This window comes from Microbacterium sp. (assembly GCF_047606385.1).
In the GTDB taxonomy this organism is placed as follows: Bacteria; Actinomycetota; Actinomycetes; order Actinomycetales; family Microbacteriaceae; genus Microbacterium.
The window spans coordinates 1-21,627 of sequence record NZ_JASGEL010000140.1 but is presented as its reverse complement, the minus strand read 5'-3'; the positions used below and the strand labels follow the sequence as shown (position 1 = coordinate 21,627).

General features: G+C 72.1%; 23 protein-coding genes, 2 tRNA genes and 1 pseudogene. 14 read left to right on the top strand and 12 right to left on the bottom strand.

Going from position 1 to position 21,627, the window contains the following annotated elements; translation table 11 throughout:
- The 3 genes from QM626_RS14830 to ligA all read left to right on the top strand — a co-directional run.
- The coding region (locus tag QM626_RS14830; RefSeq protein WP_415077732.1) for an aminotransferase class V-fold PLP-dependent enzyme at positions 1-391 on the top strand (391 nt) is incomplete at its 5' end.
- A gap of 37 nt (positions 392-428) precedes the next feature.
- Positions 429-1,523, top strand: a complete 1,095-nt coding sequence (gene mnmA, locus QM626_RS14825) for a tRNA 2-thiouridine(34) synthase MnmA (RefSeq protein WP_415077731.1) — start codon at positions 429-431, stop codon at positions 1,521-1,523.
- Between the two features lie 51 nt (positions 1,524-1,574).
- Positions 1,575-3,977, top strand: coding sequence for an NAD-dependent DNA ligase LigA (gene ligA, locus QM626_RS14820; RefSeq protein WP_415077730.1), 2,403 nt, complete (start codon positions 1,575-1,577; stop codon positions 3,975-3,977).
- Between the two features lie 4 nt (positions 3,978-3,981).
- On the opposite strand, the gene QM626_RS14815 is transcribed toward ligA, so the two are convergent.
- The 3 genes and pseudogenes from QM626_RS14815 to QM626_RS14805 form a co-directional block, all read right to left on the bottom strand.
- Positions 3,982-4,578 carry a cysteine hydrolase family protein gene (locus tag QM626_RS14815; protein WP_415077729.1) on the bottom strand — a complete coding sequence of 199 codons (597 nt, stop codon included), beginning with the start codon at positions 4,576-4,578 and terminating at the stop codon, positions 3,982-3,984.
- A gap of 45 nt (positions 4,579-4,623) precedes the next feature.
- Positions 4,624-6,189 (bottom strand): DUF222 domain-containing protein, encoded by a 1,566-nt coding sequence (locus QM626_RS14810; RefSeq protein WP_415077728.1) that lies wholly within the window; start codon positions 6,187-6,189, stop codon positions 4,624-4,626.
- A gap of 161 nt (positions 6,190-6,350) precedes the next feature.
- Positions 6,351-6,758 (bottom strand): annotated as a pseudogene (locus tag QM626_RS14805) (GNAT family acetyltransferase); the annotation flags it as partial.
- Positions 6,759-6,876: 118 nt separating this feature from the next.
- Here QM626_RS14805 and QM626_RS14800 point away from each other — a divergent pair.
- Positions 6,877-7,182, top strand: a complete 306-nt coding sequence (locus QM626_RS14800) for a putative quinol monooxygenase (protein ID WP_415077727.1) — start codon at positions 6,877-6,879, stop codon at positions 7,180-7,182.
- Positions 7,183-7,205: 23 nt separating this feature from the next.
- Here QM626_RS14800 and QM626_RS14795 read toward each other — a convergent pair whose 3' ends face one another.
- Both QM626_RS14795 and QM626_RS14790 read right to left on the bottom strand, forming a co-directional pair.
- Positions 7,206-7,766, bottom strand: coding sequence for an AAA family ATPase (locus tag QM626_RS14795; RefSeq protein WP_415077726.1), 561 nt, complete (start codon positions 7,764-7,766; stop codon positions 7,206-7,208).
- A 4-nt stretch (positions 7,767-7,770) separates the two neighbouring features.
- On the bottom strand, positions 7,771-9,465 hold the full coding sequence (locus QM626_RS14790; protein WP_415077725.1) for a long-chain-fatty-acid--CoA ligase: 1,695 nt from the start codon (positions 9,463-9,465) through the stop codon (positions 7,771-7,773).
- 80 nt (positions 9,466-9,545) lie between these two features.
- On the opposite strand from QM626_RS14790, the gene gatC reads away from it, so the two are divergent.
- The 6 genes from gatC to QM626_RS14760 all read left to right on the top strand — a co-directional run bounded on the left by gatC (position 9,546) and on the right by QM626_RS14760 (position 15,214).
- Positions 9,546-9,845 (top strand): Asp-tRNA(Asn)/Glu-tRNA(Gln) amidotransferase subunit GatC, encoded by a 300-nt coding sequence (gene gatC, locus QM626_RS14785; RefSeq protein ID WP_415077724.1) that lies wholly within the window; start codon positions 9,546-9,548, stop codon positions 9,843-9,845.
- Positions 9,842-11,350 carry an Asp-tRNA(Asn)/Glu-tRNA(Gln) amidotransferase subunit GatA gene (gene gatA, locus QM626_RS14780; RefSeq protein WP_415077723.1) on the top strand — a complete coding sequence of 503 codons (1,509 nt, stop codon included), beginning with the start codon at positions 9,842-9,844 and terminating at the stop codon, positions 11,348-11,350. The genes gatC and gatA overlap by 4 nt, the downstream gene beginning before the upstream one ends.
- On the top strand, positions 11,350-12,849 hold the full coding sequence (gene gatB, locus QM626_RS14775) for an Asp-tRNA(Asn)/Glu-tRNA(Gln) amidotransferase subunit GatB (RefSeq protein WP_415077733.1): 1,500 nt from the start codon (positions 11,350-11,352) through the stop codon (positions 12,847-12,849). The genes gatA and gatB overlap by 1 nt, the downstream gene beginning before the upstream one ends.
- A 137-nt stretch (positions 12,850-12,986) precedes the next feature.
- Positions 12,987-14,246, top strand: coding sequence for a DNA polymerase IV (gene dinB / locus QM626_RS14770; protein ID WP_415077722.1), 1,260 nt, complete (start codon positions 12,987-12,989; stop codon positions 14,244-14,246).
- Positions 14,247-14,295: 49 nt separating this feature from the next.
- Positions 14,296-14,616 (top strand): hypothetical protein, encoded by a 321-nt coding sequence (locus QM626_RS14765; protein ID WP_415077721.1) that lies wholly within the window; start codon positions 14,296-14,298, stop codon positions 14,614-14,616.
- Positions 14,591-15,214, top strand: a complete 624-nt coding sequence (locus tag QM626_RS14760) for a hypothetical protein (RefSeq protein WP_415077720.1) — start codon at positions 14,591-14,593, stop codon at positions 15,212-15,214. The genes QM626_RS14765 and QM626_RS14760 overlap by 26 nt, the downstream gene beginning before the upstream one ends.
- Here QM626_RS14760 and QM626_RS14755 read toward each other — a convergent pair.
- The 6 genes from QM626_RS14755 to QM626_RS14730 form a co-directional block, all read right to left on the bottom strand.
- The gene (locus QM626_RS14755; RefSeq protein WP_415077719.1) at positions 15,151-15,657 is read right to left on the bottom strand and encodes a DUF2017 family protein; all 507 of its coding nucleotides are present in this window, start codon (positions 15,655-15,657) and stop codon (positions 15,151-15,153) included. The genes QM626_RS14760 and QM626_RS14755 overlap by 64 nt on opposite strands.
- On the bottom strand, positions 15,654-15,956 hold the full coding sequence (clpS, locus tag QM626_RS14750) for an ATP-dependent Clp protease adapter ClpS (RefSeq protein ID WP_415077718.1): 303 nt from the start codon (positions 15,954-15,956) through the stop codon (positions 15,654-15,656). The genes QM626_RS14755 and clpS overlap by 4 nt, the downstream gene beginning before the upstream one ends.
- Positions 15,947-16,318, bottom strand: coding sequence for a metallopeptidase family protein (locus tag QM626_RS14745; RefSeq protein ID WP_415077717.1), 372 nt, complete (start codon positions 16,316-16,318; stop codon positions 15,947-15,949). Before QM626_RS14745 ends, clpS begins: the two co-directional genes overlap by 10 nt.
- A tRNA-His gene (locus QM626_RS14740) sits at positions 16,318-16,393 on the bottom strand. Before QM626_RS14740 ends, QM626_RS14745 begins: the two co-directional genes overlap by 1 nt.
- Before the next feature lie 34 nt (positions 16,394-16,427).
- Positions 16,428-17,051 carry an oligoribonuclease gene (gene orn / locus QM626_RS14735; protein ID WP_415077716.1) on the bottom strand — a complete coding sequence of 208 codons (624 nt, stop codon included), beginning with the start codon at positions 17,049-17,051 and terminating at the stop codon, positions 16,428-16,430.
- Positions 17,052-17,090: 39 nt separating this feature from the next.
- Positions 17,091-17,163: transfer RNA gene (locus QM626_RS14730), tRNA-Arg, on the bottom strand.
- A 203-nt stretch (positions 17,164-17,366) separates the two neighbouring features.
- On the opposite strand from QM626_RS14730, the gene QM626_RS14725 reads away from it, so the two are divergent.
- The 4 genes from QM626_RS14725 to QM626_RS14710 are packed head-to-tail and all read left to right on the top strand — an operon-like array spanning position 17,367 to position 20,581.
- Positions 17,367-17,879: a single-stranded DNA-binding protein gene (locus tag QM626_RS14725; RefSeq protein WP_415077715.1), complete on the top strand. Its 513-nt coding sequence runs from the start codon at positions 17,367-17,369 to the stop codon at positions 17,877-17,879.
- Between the two features lie 40 nt (positions 17,880-17,919).
- On the top strand, positions 17,920-18,393 hold the full coding sequence (locus tag QM626_RS14720) for a DUF6993 domain-containing protein (protein WP_415077714.1): 474 nt from the start codon (positions 17,920-17,922) through the stop codon (positions 18,391-18,393).
- Between the two features lie 39 nt (positions 18,394-18,432).
- Positions 18,433-20,112: an energy-dependent translational throttle protein EttA gene (gene ettA, locus QM626_RS14715; RefSeq protein WP_415077713.1), complete on the top strand. Its 1,680-nt coding sequence runs from the start codon at positions 18,433-18,435 to the stop codon at positions 20,110-20,112.
- Complete coding sequence (locus QM626_RS14710) at positions 20,105-20,581, top strand: acyl-CoA thioesterase (RefSeq protein ID WP_415077712.1); 477 nt, start codon at positions 20,105-20,107, stop codon at positions 20,579-20,581. The genes ettA and QM626_RS14710 overlap by 8 nt, the downstream gene beginning before the upstream one ends.
- On the opposite strand, the gene QM626_RS14705 is transcribed toward QM626_RS14710, so the two are convergent.
- Positions 20,566-21,456: an acyl-CoA thioesterase gene (locus QM626_RS14705; protein WP_415077711.1), complete on the bottom strand. Its 891-nt coding sequence runs from the start codon at positions 21,454-21,456 to the stop codon at positions 20,566-20,568. The two genes, QM626_RS14710 and QM626_RS14705, sit on opposite strands and share 16 nt — an antisense overlap.
- Positions 21,457-21,627 lie beyond the last annotated feature (171 nt).

The window sequence follows — 21,627 nt, the reverse complement described above, 5'->3', positions numbered from 1 at the left end:
CGCGCTGGCCGAGCGCGACGCCGAGGCCGCGCGGCTCACCGCCCTGCGCCGCCGGCTGGTCGCCGGCATCCTCGGCACGATCCCGCGGACGCGGCTGCTGGGCGACCCCGAGCACCGGGTGCCGGGCAACGCGCACGTGCTGTTCGACGGCGCGTCGGGGGAGACGATGCTGTTCCTGCTCGATCAGGCCGGCATCCACGTCTCGACCGGCTCCGCCTGCCAGGCGGGGGTCGCCGAGCCCTCCCACGTGGTGCTGGCGCTCGGGTACGACGACGAGGCGGCCCGATCGGTGCTGCGGTTCACGCTGGGTCGTACCACGACCGATGCCGATGTCGACACCGTGCTGGCGGCGTTGCCGGATGCCGTCGCGCGCGCCCGGGCCGCGCGCTGAACGGACCCGGCCCGCCGCTCGCTCGTAGACTGGAGCGATGCGGATCCTGGCGGCGATGAGCGGCGGCGTCGACTCCGCCGTGGCCGCGGCGCGAGCGGTCGACGCCGGTCACGACGTCGTGGGCGTGCATCTCGCGCTCTCGCGCGCCGGGGGGACGCTGCGCGCGGGCAGTCGCGGATGCTGCACGATCGAGGACGCGATGGACGCGCGACGCGCGGCCGACCGACTCGGCATCCCGTTCTACGTGTGGGACTTCTCCGAGCGCTTCCGCGACGACGTCATCGAGGACTTCGTCGCCGAGTACCGGGCGGGCCGCACCCCGAACCCGTGCATGCGCTGCAATGAGCGGATCAAGTTCGCCGCGCTGCTGGAGCGCGCGCTCGAGCTCGGCTTCGACGCGGTGTGCACCGGGCACTACGCCACACTCGTCGACGGCGTGGAGGGTCTCGAGCTGCACCGCGCCAGCGACAACGCGAAGGACCAGTCGTACGTGCTCGGGGTTCTGACCGCCGAGCAGCTCGCGCACACGTACTTCCCGCTGGGGACGACGCCGTCGAAGGCTCTCGTGCGCGCGGAGGCCGAGGCGCGCGGGCTCGCGGTCGCCCACAAGCCCGACAGCCACGACATCTGCTTCATCCCCGACGGCGACACGCGCGGCTGGCTGGCCGATCGCGTCGGGGCCGCCCCCGGCGAGATCGTCGACCGCTCCGGCGCGGTCGTCGGAGCGCACGACGGAGCGCACGCGTTCACGGTCGGCCAGCGGCGCGGCCTGCGCCTCGGGGTGCCCGCCGCGGACGGCAAGCCACGGTTCGTGCTCGAGGTGCGGCCCGTGACGAACACCGTGGTGGTGGGGCCGAAGGAGGCGCTCGCGACCGCCGAGATCGCGGGTGCGCGGCACACCTGGGCGGGTTCCGCGCCGACGGCGTCCGAGTTCGACTGCGAGGTGCAGATCCGCGCGCACGCCGATCCGGTTCCGGCCCGCGCCGTGGTCGCCGACGGTCTCGTGACGGTTCGTCCCGACGCGCCGCTCGACGGGGTCGCACCGGGACAGACGGCCGTGCTCTACGTGGGCCCACGGGTGCTCGGGCAGTTCACGATCGATCGCACGGTGTCGGCCGTGCCGGTGGGCTGAGGGCGCGTCAAGTCCGGTTCCGGTGTCGGTCGTCCTGCCTAGACTTGCGGCGTGACGGATGCGGCGATCGATGCGGACCTGACTCTGGATGCCGCGCGGGCGGAGGCGGCGGAGCTCACCGACCGCATCATCGCCGCCCGCGATGCGTACTACGGTGCCGACGCCGAGCTGGTCGACGACGCCACCTACGACGGCTGGATGCACCGGCTCGAGCAGATCGAGCGCACCTTCCCGCAGCTGCAGGGGCAGGACTCGCCGACGCTGTCCGTCGGCGCGGCGCAGGACACGGATCTGGCCACGATCGCGCACGCCGAGCGGATGCTGAGCCTGGACAACGTGTTCTCGCCCGACGAGCTGCGCGACTGGTGCGTGAAGACGCAGGACGCCGCCGGCCGCCCGGTCGCCTGGCTCACCGAGCTGAAGATCGATGGGCTGGCGATCAGCCTGCGCTACGAGAACGGCGTCCTGACCAGCGCTGCGACCCGCGGCGACGGCCGGGTCGGCGAGATCGTGACCGACAACGCGTTGCGGCTCCCCGAGGTGCCGGCACGGTTGCGGGGCGAAGGGCATCCGGCTCTGGTCGAGGTGCGCGGCGAGGTGTTCATCCCGGTCGCCGCCTTCGAGCGCCTCAACGACGTGCAGGCGCGGCTGCGCGAGCGCGCGGTGGACGAGGCCCGCTCCCGCTCCGAGGCCCGACGCTCGGCGTCGCGCGACTTCGACGAGGAGAGGGCGCGCACGGCGGCACAGCGCCGCTTCCCGGCGTTCGCCAACCCGCGCAACGCGGCCAGCGGCGGCCTGCGTCAGCAGCTCGAGAAGAAGGACGGGCTCGAGCGGGAGGCGGCGCTGGAGCGGATCGACTCGCTGCGGCTCTACGTGCACGGCATCGGCGCCTGGCCCGATCCGCCGGTGGCGTCGCAGAGCGAGGTGTACGGGCTGCTCGCCGGGTGGGGACTGCCGGTCAGCCCGCACAACGCGGTGAACGCCGGCATCGACGACGTGCTCGCGTTCGTGGCGCACTACGGCGATCACCGGCACGAGGTCGAGCACGAGCTCGACGGCATCGTCGTGAAGGTCGACGAGCTGGCGCTGCACGCCGAGCTGGGAGCGACCAGTCGCGCGCCGCGGTGGGCGATCGCCTACAAGTACCCGCCGGAACAGGTGAACACGAAGCTCCTCGACATCGTCGTGTCGGTGGGACGCACCGGCCGGGCGACGCCGTTCGCGGTCATGGAGCCGGTGAAGGTCGCCGGCTCGGTGGTGCGGCAGGCGACGCTCCACAACCAGGACGTGGTGAAGGCCAAAGGCGTGCTGATCGGCGACACGGTCGTGCTGCGCAAGGCCGGCGACGTGATCCCGGAGGTGCTGGGCCCGGTCGCCGAGCTGCGCGACGGCACCGAGCGCGCGTTCGTGATGCCGACGGCGTGCCCGGTGTGCGGCACGCCGCTCGCGCCCGCCAAGGAGGGCGACATCGACCTGCGCTGCCCCAACGCGCGCTCGTGCCCGGCGCAGGTGCGCGGTCGCGTCGAGCACATCGGCTCCCGTGGCGCGCTCGACATCGAGGCGCTCGGAGAGGTCACGGCGGCGGCGCTCACCCAGCCCGACGTGCCGGCGGACCCGCCGCTGGTCACGGAGGCCGGTCTGTTCGACCTCACGCTCGAGCGGATCGTGCCGATCGAGGTCATCGTCCGCGACGCGGAGACCGGGGAGCGCAAGGTCGACGAGCAGTCGGGGGAGTTCGTCCGACGGGCGCCGTTCCAGAAGCTGGGGCCGGCGTCGTATCCCCCCGGCACCGAGCACATGGACGCCGCCGAGCGCCGCCGGGCCGGGGTCCGCAAGGACTACCGTGAGCCGTTGCCCTCGGAGCAGGCGGTGAAGCTGCTCGCCGAGCTGGAGAAGGCGAAGACGAAGGACCTGTGGCGCCTGCTGGTCGCACTGAACATCCGCCACGTCGGCCCGGTCGCCGCGCGCGCGCTGGCGCAGTGGTTCGGGTCGCTCGATGCGATCCGCAGTGCCTCGCGGGAGGATCTCGCCGCGGTGGAGGGGGTCGGCGGGATCATCGCGGATGCCGTGCTCGACTGGTTCGCCGTCGACTGGCACCGGGAGATCATCGATCGCTGGACGGCGGCGGGCGTGCGGTGGTCGATCCCCGGGCATGCCGGACCGGGTGCGGCGGCCGCGGCCGGCGGGGTGCTCGACGGTGTCACGGTCGTCGCCACCGGTACGCTCGAGGGCTACACGCGGGAGGGAGCCCAGGAGGCGATCCTCGCCGCAGGGGGAAAAGCGGCATCCAGCGTGTCGAAGAAGACCGACTTCGTCGCGGCCGGTCCGGGCGCGGGCTCGAAGCTGTCGAAGGCGGAGGAGCTGGGTGTGCGGATCATCGACGCGGCACAGTTCCGCATCCTCGTCGAGCAGGGGCCGGCGGCGCTGGACGCGCTCGATCCGGACGCCGGCTGAGCGGCTACGACCGCGTGCTCGCATAGATCGTCGAGCCCCGCAGCGCCGTGCCGTCGGCGACCGCGTCGAGCCACCGCGCGGTGGTCACGACGGCTGCGAAGCGCGACTGCAGCACGATGCAGACGGTCTCGTGCAGGGTGCGCGCGTCGACGGCGCCGGCCTCGTTGCGAAACGTGAGCGTGCCGGCGGCGTCGGAGAGGACCTCGACGGCGTAGCCGCGGTGAGCGGCGTCGCGGGCGGTGGACTCGACGCAGTTCTGCGTCATGTATCCGACGAGGGAGACGGTGTCGACGTCGCGGGCAGCCAGCCAGGCGTCGAGCCCGGTCCCGGCGAATGCCGACGGCAGGGTCTTGGACACCAGCAGGTCGCCGCGGCCGGCGACGGCGGGGTGCAGCACGGCGCCGTCGCCTCCGGCCGCGAAGATCGGCGATGACTCGGGTGCGGTCTGCGCCACCACGACGACGGGGATGCCGGCGTCCGCCGCCGCGCCGAGGGCGCGCCCGATGTTGTCCAGGCTCGTCGCCAGCGGGGGATATTCGATCGGGAGCGCTCCGGTCACGTACTCGTTCTGCACATCGATCACCAGGAGCGCACGTCGCATCCTCCGAACCTATCGCGGAGGCGCGCCGCCGCCTCGGCGGGTGGTTCAGACGGGCAGCGGTTCGTCGTCGGTGGGGACGAATCTCACGATGGAGGGTGGTCGGTCGTAGTGGTGTCGGCCGGTGGGTGCAGTCCATTCGAGGACGCCGCCGCCGAGCTGGCGTACCCGCCACGCCGTCTGATGTTTGAGGGTGTGGTGGCGCCGGCAGAGATGCGCGAGGTTCGCGGCGCTCGTCTTGCCGCCGTGGGCGGCGTCGTGGGTGTGGTCCAGGTCGCAGCCGTGGGCGGTGCGTCCGCAGCCGGGGAAGCGGCAGCGCTCGTCGCGGGCGCGGAGGAATCTGGTCAGGTCCGCGGGCACCCGGTATCGGTCCACAGCGAGCACCGCGCCGGTGTGGGGATCGGTCATGACGCGTTCCCAGGCGGGGGTGTTCGCCGCGAGGTGGCGGGCGGTGCTGGCGTCGATGGGGCCGTGGCCGGGGATGATCGCGAGTTGGTGACTGTGACCGGCCGCGGTCAGTACCGGGATGGTGATCTGTACATGCCCGGTGATCGAGGCGAGGCCCGTGCCGTGGGCGACGGGCGCGGCGGCCAGCAGCATGTCGGTCAGGATGTCCGCCCGGCGCTGGTCCATCGTGCGGGGATCCTCCCCGTTCCCACGGCGACCGCGTGTCGCGTCCGGGGTCGGGGCGGTGGTCACCGTCTCCGGCGGATCATCGTCGTCGGGTGGCGCGTCAGGCGGAACCTCGTCGTCCTGCCATCTGTCCCGTGGTACGTCCGGCGGAACGTCGCCCGGCGGTAACGCGTCCGGTCGCGCAGCGTCATCGGGCCATTGGTCGTCCGGCGGTGCGTCCACGGCCTGCGCATCGTGCGACCACCCGTCCGCTGGCGTGGCCGCTGCCGGGTCCGGCTGTGCGATGGCGGGCTCTGCCGCGTTGCTCCCCTCGTCGGGGTCCGGGACCTCAGCATCCGGGTGGCGAGGATGGGAGCTGGCGGGGTCGGGGCTGTCGGCTGTCGTCGCTCGGGCCATGCGGGTGAGACGGTCGTAGATGGCGTGGGCGAGGGGGGTGGGCAGGTCGGCCAGCAGCCGGCTGATGCCCTCGCCCAGATCGGTCACCCGCACGAACCGGTCGGACTGGCGGCGTCGGATGCGGGCCGTGGCACCGTCGGGGTCGACGCGTGCGGCGATCTCCCGGGCCAGGCCCCGTACCCGGCCCGCGCTCTCGTGCTCGGCCACGACCAGCACCGCGCGTTCGTACCGGGTCCGACGGTCGTCGTCGAGCCCGTCACCGCCGTCGAGGATCGCCGCGACGTGACCGGCATCCACCCGCCCCTCCTGCCATGCAGCGAATACGGCCGGGTACCCGGTGAGGAGGGTGGCCGCATCACCCATGCGGCGTTGGATCGTGCGGTCGCTGACCCGGATCGCGGCAGCCAGCTCGGCTGCGATCTCCCGCAACGGCAGATCGGCCGAGCTCACGTGATGATCCGGCTGCTCCCGCAGCTGCGCGGCCCGGGCCAGCATCAACTCGACCGCCGCCGCCAGCAGCCGCGCCTCATCGGCCTGCGCCGCCGCGATCCGCCGTCTCGTATCGACCAGCTCGGACACCAGCACATCCAGCTCCCGCCACCCCGACGGGGGTGTCCTCCTGCGACCCATCTCGACTCCAGAATCCACGCCGCAACCCACCGGTCACGGCATCCGGTCTCGCACGACGGGCACTGTGCGAACTGACACCAGTCACGCTACCCGGGGCCTCCGACATCGAGATCGCCTCAGTCCGGGATGAGCCGCTTGCCGAGGTCGATGGTGTCGTCGACGTGATAGCCGAGATGCCGGTAGAACGCGACGACCTCGGGGTTGTCGGCGCGTACCTGAAGCGAGACCTTCGGACAGCCGAGCTCAACCAGCGCGGCCTCGACGTGAGCCACGAGCGCTCGCCCGACGCCGGTGCCGCGCACGTCCGGCGCTGCGGCGAGATAGTTCATCCAGCCTCGATGCCCGTCGTAGCCGGCCATCACCGAGCCGATGACCCGGCCGGACCCGTCCTCGGCCACGACGAAGAGTTCGGGCTGGACCGACGCCTTCCGAGCGATGTCCTTCCTCGGATCGTTCCACGGCCGCGTGAGCCCCGCGGCGTCCCAGAGGGCGATCACCGCCTCGGTGTCGTCCGGGCGGAAGGTCTCAGTCTCAGCCGCATCGCCTCAGTGTGCCGCACACGATCGATCTGGGGACGAACTCGAGGTCGCTGGGGCGGCCGTGCTCGTGATCGACGTCGGCACCCGCGGCTATCGTCGCGGTATGACCTTCGTGAACGCCGGCACGCTCGGCACCCTCCCGGGCAGGCGCGACGAGCTCGTCGCCCTGCTCACCAGGCGGAGCGATCTCCTGCCGCAGCTCGGCTGCAGCCTCTACGAGGTCGGGGTCGACGCCGACGAGCCCGACACCGTGTTCGTGGTCGAGATCTGGACGAGCGCCGCCGCGCACGCCGAGTCGCTTCGGCATCCTGAGGTGTCCGCGGCCATCGCCACTGCTCGCCCGCTCCTGAGCGGCGTCTTCGGCGGATTCCGCTTCGAGGTCAGCGGGTCGCCGCTGCGAGACGGGTGAACCCGGCGCCGCCGCGCCGCCCGTCACGGGTTCGGGAACGGCTCGACGGGCGACTCCCGCGTCAGCCCGAACGCCGCGACGATCGCGCGGGCCGTCTCGTCCGCCGGGCTCTCGCCGGTGTCGACGACGAGATCCGCCGGCGGACGGACGAGGCCGGCCGGCTCCCGGTCGCGCACACGACGCAGCGTCTCCACGTCGGCGACCTTGCCGAACGCACGGCGGTCGTCGCCGGCCACGCGACGCTCCTGCTCGGACTCGTCCACGTCGAGCCGCACGAAGTGAACCGTCCCCCCGTGCTGCTCCACGGCCGCCCGCGCACGCTGCGGGAACCCCGCGCTCACCGTCGACTCGGGCGCGAAGGTGAAGATCAGCGAGCGCCCTGTCCGCGCGGCGTCGGCGAACACGTCGAGCCAGAACCGCTCACGCAGCCGCACGAATGGCTCGCTGCCGAACGGGAACACCGTGGCCAGGGTGTCGACGACGAGGTGGTTGTGGAACACGGGGTAGCCCACGAGACGCTCCAGCGCACGGGCGGTGGTGAGCTTGCCGGCCGCGAGCGGACCGTGGACGAAGACCAGGCGCATCGGACTATCCGGCCGCATCCGCGAGCAGACCCTCCCGCACCCGGCGGCGCAGCACCTTCCCGATCAGCGACCGCGGCAGATCGTCGACCGTGACGACCCGGCGTGGCACCTTGTAGGGCGTGAGCACCTCGCGGGCGAATGCGCGCACGGCGTCCGGGTCGATCGTCGCCCCCTCGCGCGGCACCACCGCTGCGACGACGTCCTCGCCGGAGTGCGCGCTGGGAAGCCCGACGACGGCGACGTCGGCGACGTCGGGATGCTGCCGCAGCGCGTTCTCGACCTCCGTGGGGGACACGTTGAACCCGCCCGTGATGATGAGCTCCTTGATGCGGTCGACGATCCGCACGAACCCGTCGTCGTCGATCGTGACGATGTCGCCGGTGCGGAACCAGTCGCCGACGAACACGGCGTCCGTCTCCTCCGGCCTGCCATAATAGCCGCCGAACACCTGCGGACCGCGCACCAGCAGCTCGCCGGGCGCCCCCGGCGCGACGTCGACGTCCGGCCGCTCGGGATCGACGACGCGGCACTCGGTGCCCGGCAGCGGCAGGCCGACCGTGCCGGGCACCCGGTTCTCCGCGACCGGGTTCGCCATCAGCACAGGGGAGCATTCGCTCAGCCCATAGCCCTCCACCAGATACCCGCCGCTGGCCGCCTCGAAGGGCACGACGAGGTCGTGGTCGAGCGCCATCGCGCCCGAGATCGCGATGCGCGTGCCCGTCAGCGGGATGCCGACCTCCCGCGAGCGATCGAGCAGGCGTTGCGCGATCGGCGGCACGAGCGGCAGGAAGGTCGCCGGCCGCCGCTTCGTGACCTTCAGCACCATGTCGGCGTCGAAGCGGGGGAACAGGACGAGCCGCGCCCCCATCGACATCGCGAAGGCAAGGCACAGCGTCAGCCCGTAGGCGTGGAACATCGGCAGCACGGCGTAGACCACGCATCCGTCGCCCCGCACGATCTGCGGCACCCACGCACGCGCCTGCGCCGCGTTGGCCAACAGATTGCGGTGGGTGAGCATCGCGCCCTTCGGGGTGCCCGTCGTGCCGCTCGTGTACTGGATGATCGCGAGATCGGAGGCCTGGGGACGAGGATGGGACGCCGGCAACGGCGCGTGCGCGATCAGCTCCTCCCAGCGCGTCACCCCGTGGACCGGGCTGTGGAGAGCCTCGCGCGAGGCGCGGGCCTTCGCGATCGGCAGCCGCAGCGCCACGCGCGTGGCCCACGGCATCGCCGTCACGACGTCGACGGCGACGAGGACGTCGACAGCGAGATCGCGGGGGAGGTCCTGGATCGTCCCTGCGACCTTGGTCCACACGATCGCGGTCTTCGCGCCGTGGTCCTCGAACTGCGTGCGCAGCTCGCGGGCCGTGTACAGCGGGTTGTGCTCGACGGCGACCGCCCCCAGACGCAGCACGGCATAGAACGCGACGATGTGCTGCGGGCAGTTCGGCAGGACGATCGCGACGCGATCGCCCGCCCGTACGCCGTGCTCGTGCAGGGCGCCGGCGACGCGCTCGATCTGCTCCTGCATCGCCCGGTACGAGGTCTCGCGGCCGAAGAACTCGAGCGCGACGGCATCCGGGCACTCCTGGGCCGACGCCTCGGCCAGGTCGGTCAGGCATCCCGACACCGGATCGAGGTCGGCCGGGACCCCGGCCGCGTAGCTGGCGATCCAGGGACGGGGCGGAACGTACGTCACCGCCCCAGCCTACGGGCGGGCCGCCTGCTCAGCCCGTACGGATGCCCGGGCGGCCCCGGGCCGAACCGTAGACTTGTCCGGTGTCTGAATTCACCCCCGAACTCGTGCGCCATCTCGGCGTGCTCTCCCGCATCCGGTTGAGCGACGAGGAGGTCGAGCGGCTGGCCGGCGAGCTCGACGCCATCGTCGACAGCATCGCGAAGGTGTCCGAGGTGGCCACCCCCGACGTGCCGGCGACGAGCCACCCGGTGCCGCTGCAGAACGTCTTCCGCCCCGACGTCGTCGGCGAGACCCTCACCACGGCGCAGGCGCTGCAGAACGCACCGGATGCCGACGGCTCCCGCTTCCGCGTCACCGCGATCCTGGGGGAGGAGCAGTGACAGACCTGATCGAGCTGACCGCCGCCGAGCTCGCCGCGTCGCTCGCCGCCGGCGAGGTCTCCAGCGTGGAGGCCACCCGCGCGCACCTCGACCGCATCGCCGCCGTCGACGGGGAGGTGCACGCCTTCCTGCACGTCAGCGACCACGCCCTCGACGTCGCCGCCGACATCGACCGCCGCCGCGCCGCCGGCGAGGACCTGGGCGAGCTGGCCGGCGTCCCGCTCGCGATCAAGGACGTGCTGGTCACGACCGACATGCCCTCCACCAGCGGATCGAGGATCCTCGAGGGCTACCTGTCGCCGTTCGACGCGACCGTGGTCGCGCGCTCCCGCGCGGCCGGCCTGGTGCCGCTGGGCAAGACCAACATGGACGAGTTCGCGATGGGCTCCTCGACGGAGCACTCCGCGTACGGCCCGACGCGGAACCCGTGGGACCTCGAGCGCATCCCCGGCGGCTCCGGCGGCGGCTCGGCCGCGGCGGTCGCCGCCTTCGAGGCGCCGCTCGCGCTCGGCTCGGACACCGGCGGATCGATCCGCCAGCCCGCGCACGTGACCGGCACGGTGGGCGTGAAGCCCACCTACGGGGCGGTCAGCCGCTACGGCGCGATCGCGCTGGCCTCCAGCCTCGACCAGATCGGCCCCGTCACCCGCACGGTCCTCGACGCCGGCCTGCTGCACGACGTCATCGGCGGCCACGACCATCGGGACTCGACGTCGCTGACCGACGCCTGGCCGTCCTTCGCCGCCGCCGCCCGCGAGGGCGCCACCGGCGACGTCCTGAAGGGCCTGCGGATCGGCGTGGTGCGTCAGCTCTCCGGCGGCGGCTTCCAGGCCGGCGTGTCGGCGTCCTTCCGGGCGGCCCTCGCCGCCCTGGCCGAGCACGGCGCGGAGATCGTCGAGATCGACGCCCCGCACTTCGAGTACGGCGTCGCCGCCTACTACCTGATCCTGCCCGCCGAGGCGTCCAGCAACCTGGCGAAGTTCGACTCGGTGCGCTTCGGGCTGCGCGTGGACGCCGGCGGCACCGTCGAGGACGTCATGTCCGCCACGCGCGACGCCGGCTTCGGCCCGGAGGTCAAGCGCCGCATCATCCTCGGCACCTACGCCCTGTCCGCGGGTTACTACGACGCGTACTACGGCTCGGCGCAGAAGGTGCGCACGCTCATCCAGCGCGACTTCGACGCCGCCTTCGCGCAGGTCGACGTCATCGCCACCCCGACCGCGCCGACCACGGCGTTCCGGCTCGGCGAGCAGCTCGACGACCCGCTGCAGATGTACCTGAACGACGTGGCGACGATCCCGGCGAACCTCGCGGGCGTGCCCGGCATCTCGATCCCCTCGGGGCTGTCCGCCGACGACGGGCTGCCGGTCGGCATCCAGTTCCTCGCGCCGGTGCGCGAGGACGCGCGACTGTACCGGGTGGGCGCCGCGCTGGAGGCGCTGCTCGTCGACTCGTGGGGCGGCCCGCTGCTGGCGAAGGCGCCCGTGCTGGGAGGGACCCGATGATGGCCAAGGCAGACCTGATGGACTTCGAGAAGGCGCTGGAGCTGTTCGAGCCGGTGCTCGGCTTCGAGGTGCACGTCGAGCTGAACACGAAGACGAAGATGTTCTCGGCTGCGCCGAACTCGTTCGGGCGCGCGCCGAACAGCGACCTGGCGCCGGTGGACCTCGGTCTTCCCGGATCGCTGCCGGTCGTCAACGAGCAGGCCGTGCGCTACTCGATCAGCCTGGGGCTCGCGCTGGGCTGCTCGATCGCGCCGTCGAGCCGGTTCGCCCGGAAGAACTACTTCTACCCGGACCTCGGCAAGAACTACCAGATCTCGCAGTACGACGAGCCCATCGCCTTCGAGGGCTCGGTCGAGGTCGAGCTGTCGGACGGCACGATCGTGACCGTGCCGATCGAGCGGGCGCACATGGAGGAGGACGCCGGCAAGCTGACGCACGTCGGCGGCTCGACCGGCCGCATCCAGGGCGCGTCCTCCTCGCTCGTCGACTACAACCGCGCCGGCGTGCCGCTCGTGGAGATCGTGACCAAGCCGATCTTCGGGGCGGAGCACCGCGCACCCGAGCTCGCCGCCGCCTACGTCCGCACGATCCGGGACATCGTGATCGCGCTCGGCATCTCCGACGCCCGCATGGAGCGCGGCAACCTGCGCTGCGATGCCAACGTGTCGCTGCGGCCACGCGGCCAGGAACGGCTCGGCACCCGCACCGAGACGAAGAACGTCAACTCGATGCGCTCGGTCGAGCGGGCGGTGCGGTACGAGATCCAGCGGCAGGCGGCGATCCTCGCCGCGGGCGGCACGATCACGCAGGAGACCCGCCACTGGCACGAGGACACCGGCCGCACCTCCCCGGGGCGGCCGAAGTCGGACGCCGACGACTACCGCTACTTCCCGGAGCCGGACCTGCTGCCCGTCGTGCCGGCGCCGGAGCTGATCGAGCAGCTGCGCGCCGCCCTGCCCGAGGCGCCCGCCGCCCGCCGGCGGCGGCTGAAGGCCGAATGGGGCTTCACCGACCTGGAGTTCCAGGGCGTCGTCAACGCGGGACTCCTCGGCGAGGTCGCGGCCACGATCGCCGCCGGCGCGTCGCCCGCGGCCGCGCGCAAGTGGTGGACGGGCGAGATCGCGCGCATCGCGAACGCACAGGACGTCGAGGCGTCCTCGCTCATCGAGCCGGCATCCGTCGCCGCGCTGCAGGCGCTCGTCGACGCCGGCACCCTGACCGACAAGCTGGCCCGCCAGGTGCTCGAAGGCGTCATCGCGGGGGAGGGCACGCCGCAGGAGGTCGTGGACGCCCGCCGCCTCGCCGTCGTGTCGGACGACGCGGCGCTCGTCGCCGCGATCGATGAGGCGCTGGCCGCTCAGCCCGACGTGCTCGCGAAGATCCGCGACGGCAAGGTGCAGGCCGCCGGCGCGGTCATCGGCGCGGTCATGAAGGCGATGCGCGGCCAGGCCGACGCCGCGCGCGTGCGGGAGCTCGTGCTGGAGCGCGCCGCGCAGTAGGCCCGCCGCGCTCTCCGCGAGACCGCAACGCCGCGCCGAGACGGTGGTATCACCCCACGGTCTCGGCGCACAGGTGCGGTCTCGCGGTCTCTGACCCGGCCGGGGCTCGTGTCGGCGGGGCGGAGGAGAATCGGAGGGTGGGACGAACCGACGGGCGCGGGCGCATGGTGTCGCCGCAGGATGCGGACGACACCGGCGCCGGCATCCTGCACGTCGACATGGACGCGTTCTACGCCTCCGTGGAGGTGCTCGACGACCCCTCGCTGGCCGGGCTTCCGCTCATCGTCGGCTCGCCCGAGGGGCGCGGGGTCGTCTCCAGCGCCTCGTACGAGGCGCGGCAGTACGGTGTGCGGTCGGCGATGCCGGTCTCTCAGGCGCTGCGGCTGTGTCCGACCGCCACCCTCGTGCCCCCGCACTTCGACCGCTACGTCGCGCTGTCGCACCAGGTCATCGACCTGTTCCACGAGGTGACCCCGCTGGTCGAGCAGCTCTCGATCGACGAGGCGTTCCTCGACGTGCGCGGCGCCAGGCGGCTGTGGGGATCGCCGGGACGGATCGCTCGGATGCTGCGCGCCCGCGTGTTCGAGGCGACCGGGCTGACCTGCAGCGTGGGGGCCGCCGCCACCAAGCACGTCGCGAAGATGGCGTCCACGCTGAGCAAGCCGGACGGGCTGCTCATCGTCGCCGAGCCCGACACGGCCGCGTTCCTCGCGCCACGGTCGGTGCGCACCCTCTGGGGCGTCGGCCCCAAGGCCGCCGAGGCGCTCGAAGCCCGCGGCGTCCGCACGATCGGCGACATCCTGACCACGCCCCGGCCCGCGCTCGAATGGGCGCTCGGCGCGGCGATGGCCGACCGGGTGTGGCATCTCGCGCGCGGGATCGATGCGCGGGAGGTCGAGACGGAAGGGACCTCGAAGAGCATCGGGCACGAGGAGACGTTCCACGAGGACGTCGACGACGATGCGGCCCTGCGCGTCGAGATCCGTCGGCTCGCCGACCGCGTCGGCGCCCGGCTCCGGGCCCACGGCGCCGAGGCCGCCCGGGTGGCGATCAAGGTCCGGTTCGCGGACTTCCGCACGGTGACGCGCGCGGTCACCCTTCCCGAGCCGACCTCGGTGGGACAGCGCGTCGGGGAGGCTGCGATCGAGCTGTTCGACCAGCTCGATCGTCCGCTGCCGGTCCGCCTGGTCGGCGTGCGCACCGAGGCGCTGCGCGCCGCGCTCGGCACTCAGGCGCTATGGGACGACGACGCCGAGTGGCGCCGCGTGGAGGAGGCGCTGGACGACGCGGCCCAACGCTTCGGCCGTGGCGCGGTCACCCGTGCGGCGCTGCTGCGAGGCGTGCCGGCCGACGGCGGCCCGCCCTCTCACCCGCGCCCGTCGCAGCACGATCACTGAACGGGGTCAAGCGGTGACGCGCGCTGCTGCGTGCGGCTACCGTGGGCTCATGCCCAACTTCGTGATCGACCTCGGCAAGCAGGTCTCCTCCACCGGCGTGACGGCCGCCTACGGCGAGCAGCAGGACGTCGACGGCATCCGGATCATCCCCGTCGCCCTCTCCTGGAGCGGCTTCGGCGGCGGCACCGACGACTCCGGGAACACGGGCGGCGGCGGGGGCTCGTACACCGTCCCGCTCGGTGCGTACGTGCGCAAGGGCGACGACCTGCGGTTCGAGCCGAACCTCATCTCGCTGCTGGCCGTCGGCATCCCCTTCGTGTGGGTGGCCGGGCGCGCGCTCAGTCGTGTCATCCGCATCCTCAAGAAGTGACCTCGCCGCGCTGACGAGCGCGGTCGACGAGGTCCTGGCGGCGGTGCGTGCCTGCGGGAGACCGGATGCGGTCGTCCTCGTCGACGGCCGCAGCGGTGCCGGCAAGACGACGCTCGCGGGGATGCTGAAGGCGGCGTGGCCCGGGTCGGTGGACGTCCTGGCGATGGACGACGTATACCCGGGCTGGGACGGGCTGGCCGCGGCGTCCGAGACGCTCGCGACCCGGATCCTCGCGCCGCGCGCGGCCGGGACGCCGGGGCAGTGGGAGAGGTGGGACTGGCGGCGCGGGGTCCCCGCCGACACTGCCCGCCTCCGGCCAGGGCGGGCGCTCGTCGTCGAAGGCGACGGGTCGCTGACCCCGGCCACCGCACGGTTCGCCGATGTGACGGTGTGGCTCGACGGGCCGGCCGCCCTGCGGCGCGAGCGTGCGCTCGCACGGGACGGGGAGACCTACGCACCGCACTGGGAGCGGTGGGCGGCGCAGGAGCGCGCGCACATCGACCGGCACGACCCCCGGGGGCTCGCGCAGCTCGTCTACGACGCGGCCGATCCGTCGACCGCCTCGTCGACCGCCCGCACCAGCCCGTCGAGCCGGTAGCCGAGCCAGTCGTAGATGCCGAAGCGCGGGTCGTCCGCCGGGCGGTCGTCCTCGACGACGACGCCGAGGCGGGAGGCGAGGACGAGCCGCAACGCGGCGAGGGTGCGCAGCCACGCCGCGCTGCGATCGGCGTCCAGCACGATCACGATCTCGGTCAGCGCATCTTCGGGGTCGAGCGACGCCGGATCGGTCACATCTCCGGCGGCGGCGAGGTCCGCGAGCAGCGCGCCGGCGTCGTCGGTGCGGCGGCGCAGCAGATCGGCGCGGGTGAGGCCCCGGAACTCGCGGGACGCCTCGACGTCGTCCGGGTAGGCGTCCGGCGTGAGCCGCGCGAGGGCCGGATCCTGCCCGTCGCCCTGGTCGAGGAGGTCGACGAACTGCGCGACCAGATTCCGCAGGTGCAGCGCCTCGATGCGGGTGATGTCCATCACCACGGTGGTCATGCCGGCACCCTCCGCACGCTCGCCCACAGCCCGTAGTCGTGCATCGCCTGGGCGTGCAGCTCCATCTGCTCCCGTGCGCCCTCGGCGACCACGGCGTGCCCCTGCTCGTGCACCGCGAGCATCAGCCGCGTGGCGACCTCCGGCGGGAAGGCGAAGTAGGTGCGGAACACGTGCACGACGTAGCTCATGAGGTTGACCGGGTCGTTCCAGACCACGGTCTGCCACCGGGCCGCTCCGGTGGACGCCGTGCGCTCGCGCACGTCCTCGTCGGGGGCGGCGACGCCGGCCATCATGCCCACCCCAGCTCGTGCAGGCGCGCATCGTCGATCCCGTAGAAGTGCGCGATCTCGTGCACGAGGGTCGTGTGGACCTCGTCGCGCAGCTCGCCCTCGTCGGCACATGCGAGGAGGTGGGGCTCGCGGTAGACGACGATCCGGTCGGGCAGCTCGCCGAGGCCGTAACGGTCGCGTTCGGTCAGCGCCCACCCGTCGTAGAGCCCGAGCAGGTCCAGCGATCCGTCGTCCGGGCGGTCCTCGACCACGAACACGACGTTGTCGAGGCCGTCGACGATGTCATCGGGCAGCGCATCGAGCGCGTCGCGCACGAGAGCCTCGAACGACTCGGCATCCATCTCGAACATGAGCGCCTCCGACGAGGACATGGGGTGGCTAACGGGGCTCGAACCCGCGACCCCCGCGACCACAACGCGGTGCTCTACCAACTGAGCTATAGCCACCATGCGCCCGCACGCGGACAACTGGAAGATTCTCTCACACACTCGGGGCGAAAGACGACACGACGGCGGTCGCCGTGGCCCGTGCGTCGTCGGACGACGGCCCCGGCGCCGGCACGAACACCGCCTGCCGGTAGTAGGCGAGCTCGCGGATCGACTCCCGGATGTCGGCGAGCGCGCGATGGCCGCCGTGCTTGGCCGGCGCGTTGAAGTACACCCGCGGGTACCAGCGCCGCGAGAGCTCCTTGATGCTGGACACGTCGACGTTGCGATAGTGCAGCCAGCGGTCGACACGCGGCATGTAGCGCGCGAGGAACATCCGGTCGGTGCCGATCGTGTTGCCCGCCAAGGGCGCCTTGCCCTCGACCGGGACGAAGCGCTGGATGTACTCCAGCGCCTGGAACTCGGCCTCGGCCACGCTGATGCCGTCCGGGATCTCCACCAGCAGCCCGGAGGTGCGGTGCATGTCGGTCACGAACTCGTTCATGTGCTCGAGCGCGGAGGCGTCCGGCCTGATGACGACCTGGAACCCCTCGTCGAGCACGTTCAGCTCGAAGTCGGTGATGACGATCGCGATCTCGGTGAGCTGATCGATCTCGAGGTCGAGACCGGTCATCTCGCAGTCGATCCAGACCAGCCTGTCGCCATCGGTGCCACTCATGCCGTCATCCTAGCCGCGGGCCCCGACACCTCGTTTCTGCCCCCCCGGAGGGATTCGAACCCCCGGCCTGGCGGGTAGAAACCGCTCGCTCTGTCCACTGAGCTACGGGGGGAAGGCGTCACCAGGCTACCCGAGACCGCGACTCGGCAGCGGAGGCCGTCCGCTCCTCCCCAGGCCCCTCGCGCCGCCCGGATATCCACCGGCCTCCCCTCGCCCGGGGCGCCGCCGCGTGACACGCGCGACGCTGGTCGGGTCGCGGTGCCCGCGCCGGGCACTCGGGCACCGCGACATCCCCGATCACGAAGGAGCACAGTCATGAGCGAGACCATCACCGTCGTCGGCACCGTCGGCACGATCCCCGAGCAGCGCCAGGTGACCCCGGGCGTCTACGTCACCGGCTTCCGCCTCGCGAGCACGCATCGCCGCTTCGACAAGGAGAAGGGCGCCTGGGTGGACGCCGGCACGAGCTGGTACGACGTCAGCGTCTTCCGTGCACTCGGCCAGCACGTCTTCGACTCGGTCCACAAGGGCGAGCGGGTCATCGTCACCGGCGCGTTCCGGCTCCGGTCGTGGGAGACCGACTCGGCGAAGGGCGTCGCCGCCGAGCTCACGGCGAACGCGGTCGGCCACGACCTGCTGTGGGGGACGAGCCAGTTCCGCAAGCAGGACGCCGGCACACCGCCGCGCACGAGCACGGAGAGCGCCGAGACGGTCGTCACAGGCGCCGAGACCGCCGCGGTCGGCGACGCGATCCAGACCGATCCGCTCGCCGGCTGGGGCGCCCCGGGCACCGCCCGGGAGGACGAGCTGGTCGAGACGCCGTTCTGAGCGAGACCGGGCCGACACCGGCGCCACGTAGACTCCTGGGGTGACCCGTCGACCTCCGCGCCCCCTGCTCGTCGCGGCCGCCGTCACGGGCGGCCTGCTGCTCGCCGGGTGCTCCCCGTCACCGCAGGTCACGCCGACCGAGAGCGTCACCGCCACGCCCACCGAGACCGCGACCCCGATCGCGCTGGTGCCCGACGGCACCGCGGAGGACAACCTGCCGTACTTCACGCAGATCGTGGAGCAGGTGTGGGCGGGTCCCGACCAGGTGGCCGGACGGGCCTACATCGACGCGCTGACGGCCGCCGGCTTCGACAAGTCGAAGATGCAGGTCACCAACGACGAGTCGACGGTCGGCAACCCGGCCGAGAGCATCCAGTTCTCCGTGCTGTGGGGCGACGAGTGCCTCCTCGGTCAGGTCGGGCCCGCCACCGGCAACCCGGTGACGACGGTCCAGCCGGCGCTGCTCGACGACACGACGTGCCTGATCGGCGACACCCGCGCCATCGACTGGTGACCGGAGGCGGCCGCACCCGCCGACTAGACTGGCCAGGTTATGGCTGAGTACATCTATCAGATGGTCCGTGCCCGCAAGACCGTGGGCGAGAAGCTGATCCTCGACGACGTCACGATGGCGTTCCTGCCCGGCGCGAAGATCGGCATGGTCGGCCCCAACGGCGCCGGGAAGTCGACGATCCTGAAGATCATGGCCGGGCTCGACCAGCCCTCCAACGGCGAGGCGACCCTCTCACCCGGCTTCAGCGTCGGCATCCTGATGCAGGAGCCCGAGCTCGACGAGGACAAGACCGTCCTGGAGAACATCCAGGACGGCATCGCCGTCAAGGCGAAGCTCGACCGCTTCAACGAGATCTCCGCGCTCATGGCCGACCCGGACGCCGACTTCGACGCGCTGCTGGCCGAGATGGGCACGCTCCAGGAGGAGATCGACCACGCCGACGCCTGGGACCTCGACGCCCAGCTGGAGCAGGCGATGGACGCCCTGCGCACCCCGCCCGGCGACGCGAGCGTCAAGACCCTCTCCGGCGGCGAGAAGCGCCGGGTCGCGCTCACGAAGCTGCTGCTGCAGAAGCCCGACCTGCTGCTGCTGGACGAGCCGACCAACCACCTCGACGCCGAGAGCGTGCTCTGGCTCGAGCAGCATCTGCAGTCCTACCCGGGCGCGGTCATCGCGATCACGCACGACCGGTACTTCCTCGACAACGTCGCGGAATGGATCGCGGAGGTCGACCGCGGGCGGCTCATCGGCTACGAGGGCAACTACTCGACGTACCTCGAGAAGAAGGCCGAGCGTCTCGAGGTGCAGGGCAAGAAGGACGCCAAGCTCGCCAAGCGTCTCGCCGAGGAGCTCGACTGGGTGCGCTCGAACGCCAAGGGCCGGCAGGCGAAGTCCAAGGCGCGGCTGGCCCGCTACGAGGAGATGGCCGCCGAGGCCGAGCGCACGCGCAAGCTCGACTTCGAGGAGATCCAGATCCCGCCGGGGCCGCGACTGGGCAGCGTGGTGATCGAGGCGAAGAAGCTGCAGAAGGGCTTCGGCGACCGTTCGCTCATCGACGGCCTCAGCTTCAGCCTGCCGCCCAACGGCATCGTCGGTGTCATCGGCCCCAACGGCGTCGGCAAGACCACGCTCTTCAAGACGATCGTGGGACTCGAACCGCTCGACGGGGGAGACCTGAAGATCGGCGAGACGGTCAAGATCAGCTACGTCGACCAGAGCCGCGCGAACATCGACCCGAACAAGACGCTGTGGGAGGTCGTCTCCGACGGTCTCGACATCATCACCGTCGGCAAGACGGAGATCCCCTCCCGCGCCTACGTGTCGAAGTTCGGCTTCAAGGGGCCGGACCAGCAGAAGAAGGCCGGCGTCCTCTCCGGCGGCGAGCGCAACCGGCTGAACCTGGCGCTGACGCTCAAGGAGGGCGGCAACCTGCTGCTGCTCGACGAGCCGACCAACGACCTCGACGTCGAGACGCTGCAGTCGCTCGAGAACGCGCTGCTCGAGTTCCCCGGCTGCGCCGTCGTCATCACGCACGACCGGTGGTTCCTCGACCGCATCGCGACGCACATCCTCGCCTACGAGGGCACCGACGAGGACCCGGATGCGTGGTACTGGTTCGAGGGCAACTTCGAGGCGTACGAGCAGAACAAGGTCGACCGGCTCGGCCCGGATGCCGCCGCTCCGCACCGTTCGACGCACCGCAAGCTGACGCGTGACTGACATCCGTCTGCATGTCCCCATCCACCTGCGGTGGGGCGACCTCGACGCGTTCAACCACGTCAACAACACCTCGATGCTCAAGCTCCTGGAGGAGGCGCGCGTGCGCGCGTTCTGGGCGCCGGAGTCCGGCGAGCCCGCGTATCCGACGGCGGTCGTGTCCTCCGGCGTGGACGCCGGCCTGCTGACCCTCATCGCCCGCCAGGAGATCGAGTATCTGCATCCGGTGCCGTATCAGCGGGAACCGCTCGACGTGCAGCTGTGGTTCGGGCGGCTCGGCGGCTCCAGCATGGACGTCTGCTATGAGGTGTTCAGCCCGGCAGCGGACGCCGAGCAGGTGCTGTACGCGCGCTCGTCCGCCGTCGTCGTCACGGTGGACGCCGCGTCCGGTCGGCCGGTGCGGCTCACACCGGAGATGCGCGCCGCCTGGGAGCCGTATCTGGGGGAGCCGATCCGCTACGCGCGCCGCTGATCCGGCAGGCGCACCATGATCTCCTGCGCGACAGACGCCGCGAGCACCCCGTCGCGGGTGTAGATCCGGCCGGTCGCGAGTCCGCGCCCGCCGCGGGCAGCCGGCGAGGACTGCACGTACAGCAGCCACTCGTCCACGCGCGCCGGCCGGTGCCACCACATCGCATGGTCCAGGCTGGCGACGTTGAGCCCCGGCTCCTGCCACGACAGCCCGTGGGCGCGCAGGATCGGTTCCTGGATCGTCATGTCGGACAGGTAGGCCAGGGCCGCGCGGTGCAGCAGCGGGTCATCGGGCAGCGCCCGGCGGGCGCGGAGCCACACCGCCTGGTGCGGCTGCACCGGCCCCGTGAACGGACCGTAGAGGGGACCGGGGACGTGCCGCACCTCGAGCGGCAGGTCGCGGAACGTCCGCATCGACATCGGATGCAGTCCACCGGCCAGCTCCAGCGCGGGCAGCTCCGCAGGCTCCGGGATGCCGTCGGGCATCGGCTCGGCGTGCTCGAGCCCCGGCTCCTCCTGCTGGAACGACGCGATCATCGAGAAGATCGGCGTTCCCTGCTGATACGCCTGGGTACGACGCGCGGTGAACGAGCGTCCGTCGCGGAGGCGGTCGACCGAGAAGGTGATCGACTGCGAGGAGTCGCCGGGCCGGAGGAAATAGCCGTGCATCGAGTGGATCGGCCGCTCGGCCGGCACGGTGCGCGACGCCGCGACGACCGACTGGGCGAGCACCTGGCCGCCGTAGACGCGGCCGAGCGGCATGAGCTGGGACGCCCCGGTGAAGATGTCCTCGGTCGTGCGCGCCTCGGTGGTGGAGAGGTCGAGCACCCGCAGCAGCGAGGCGACCGGGTCGTGGTCGGGTGCTGTGGGATCCACGTCGTCCTTCCGGTGCGTTCGGCGATTGGTAGTTTAGGACCGATGTCGGCCCGCCTGCTGTTCCCGGATGCGCACGCTGCGCGGGACGCCGTGACCTTCGCCGGTCGCGCGGCGACGCTCGGCGCCGACGCGGCGGTGCGCCTGCGCGCGGCGACGGGGACGCTGGTCATG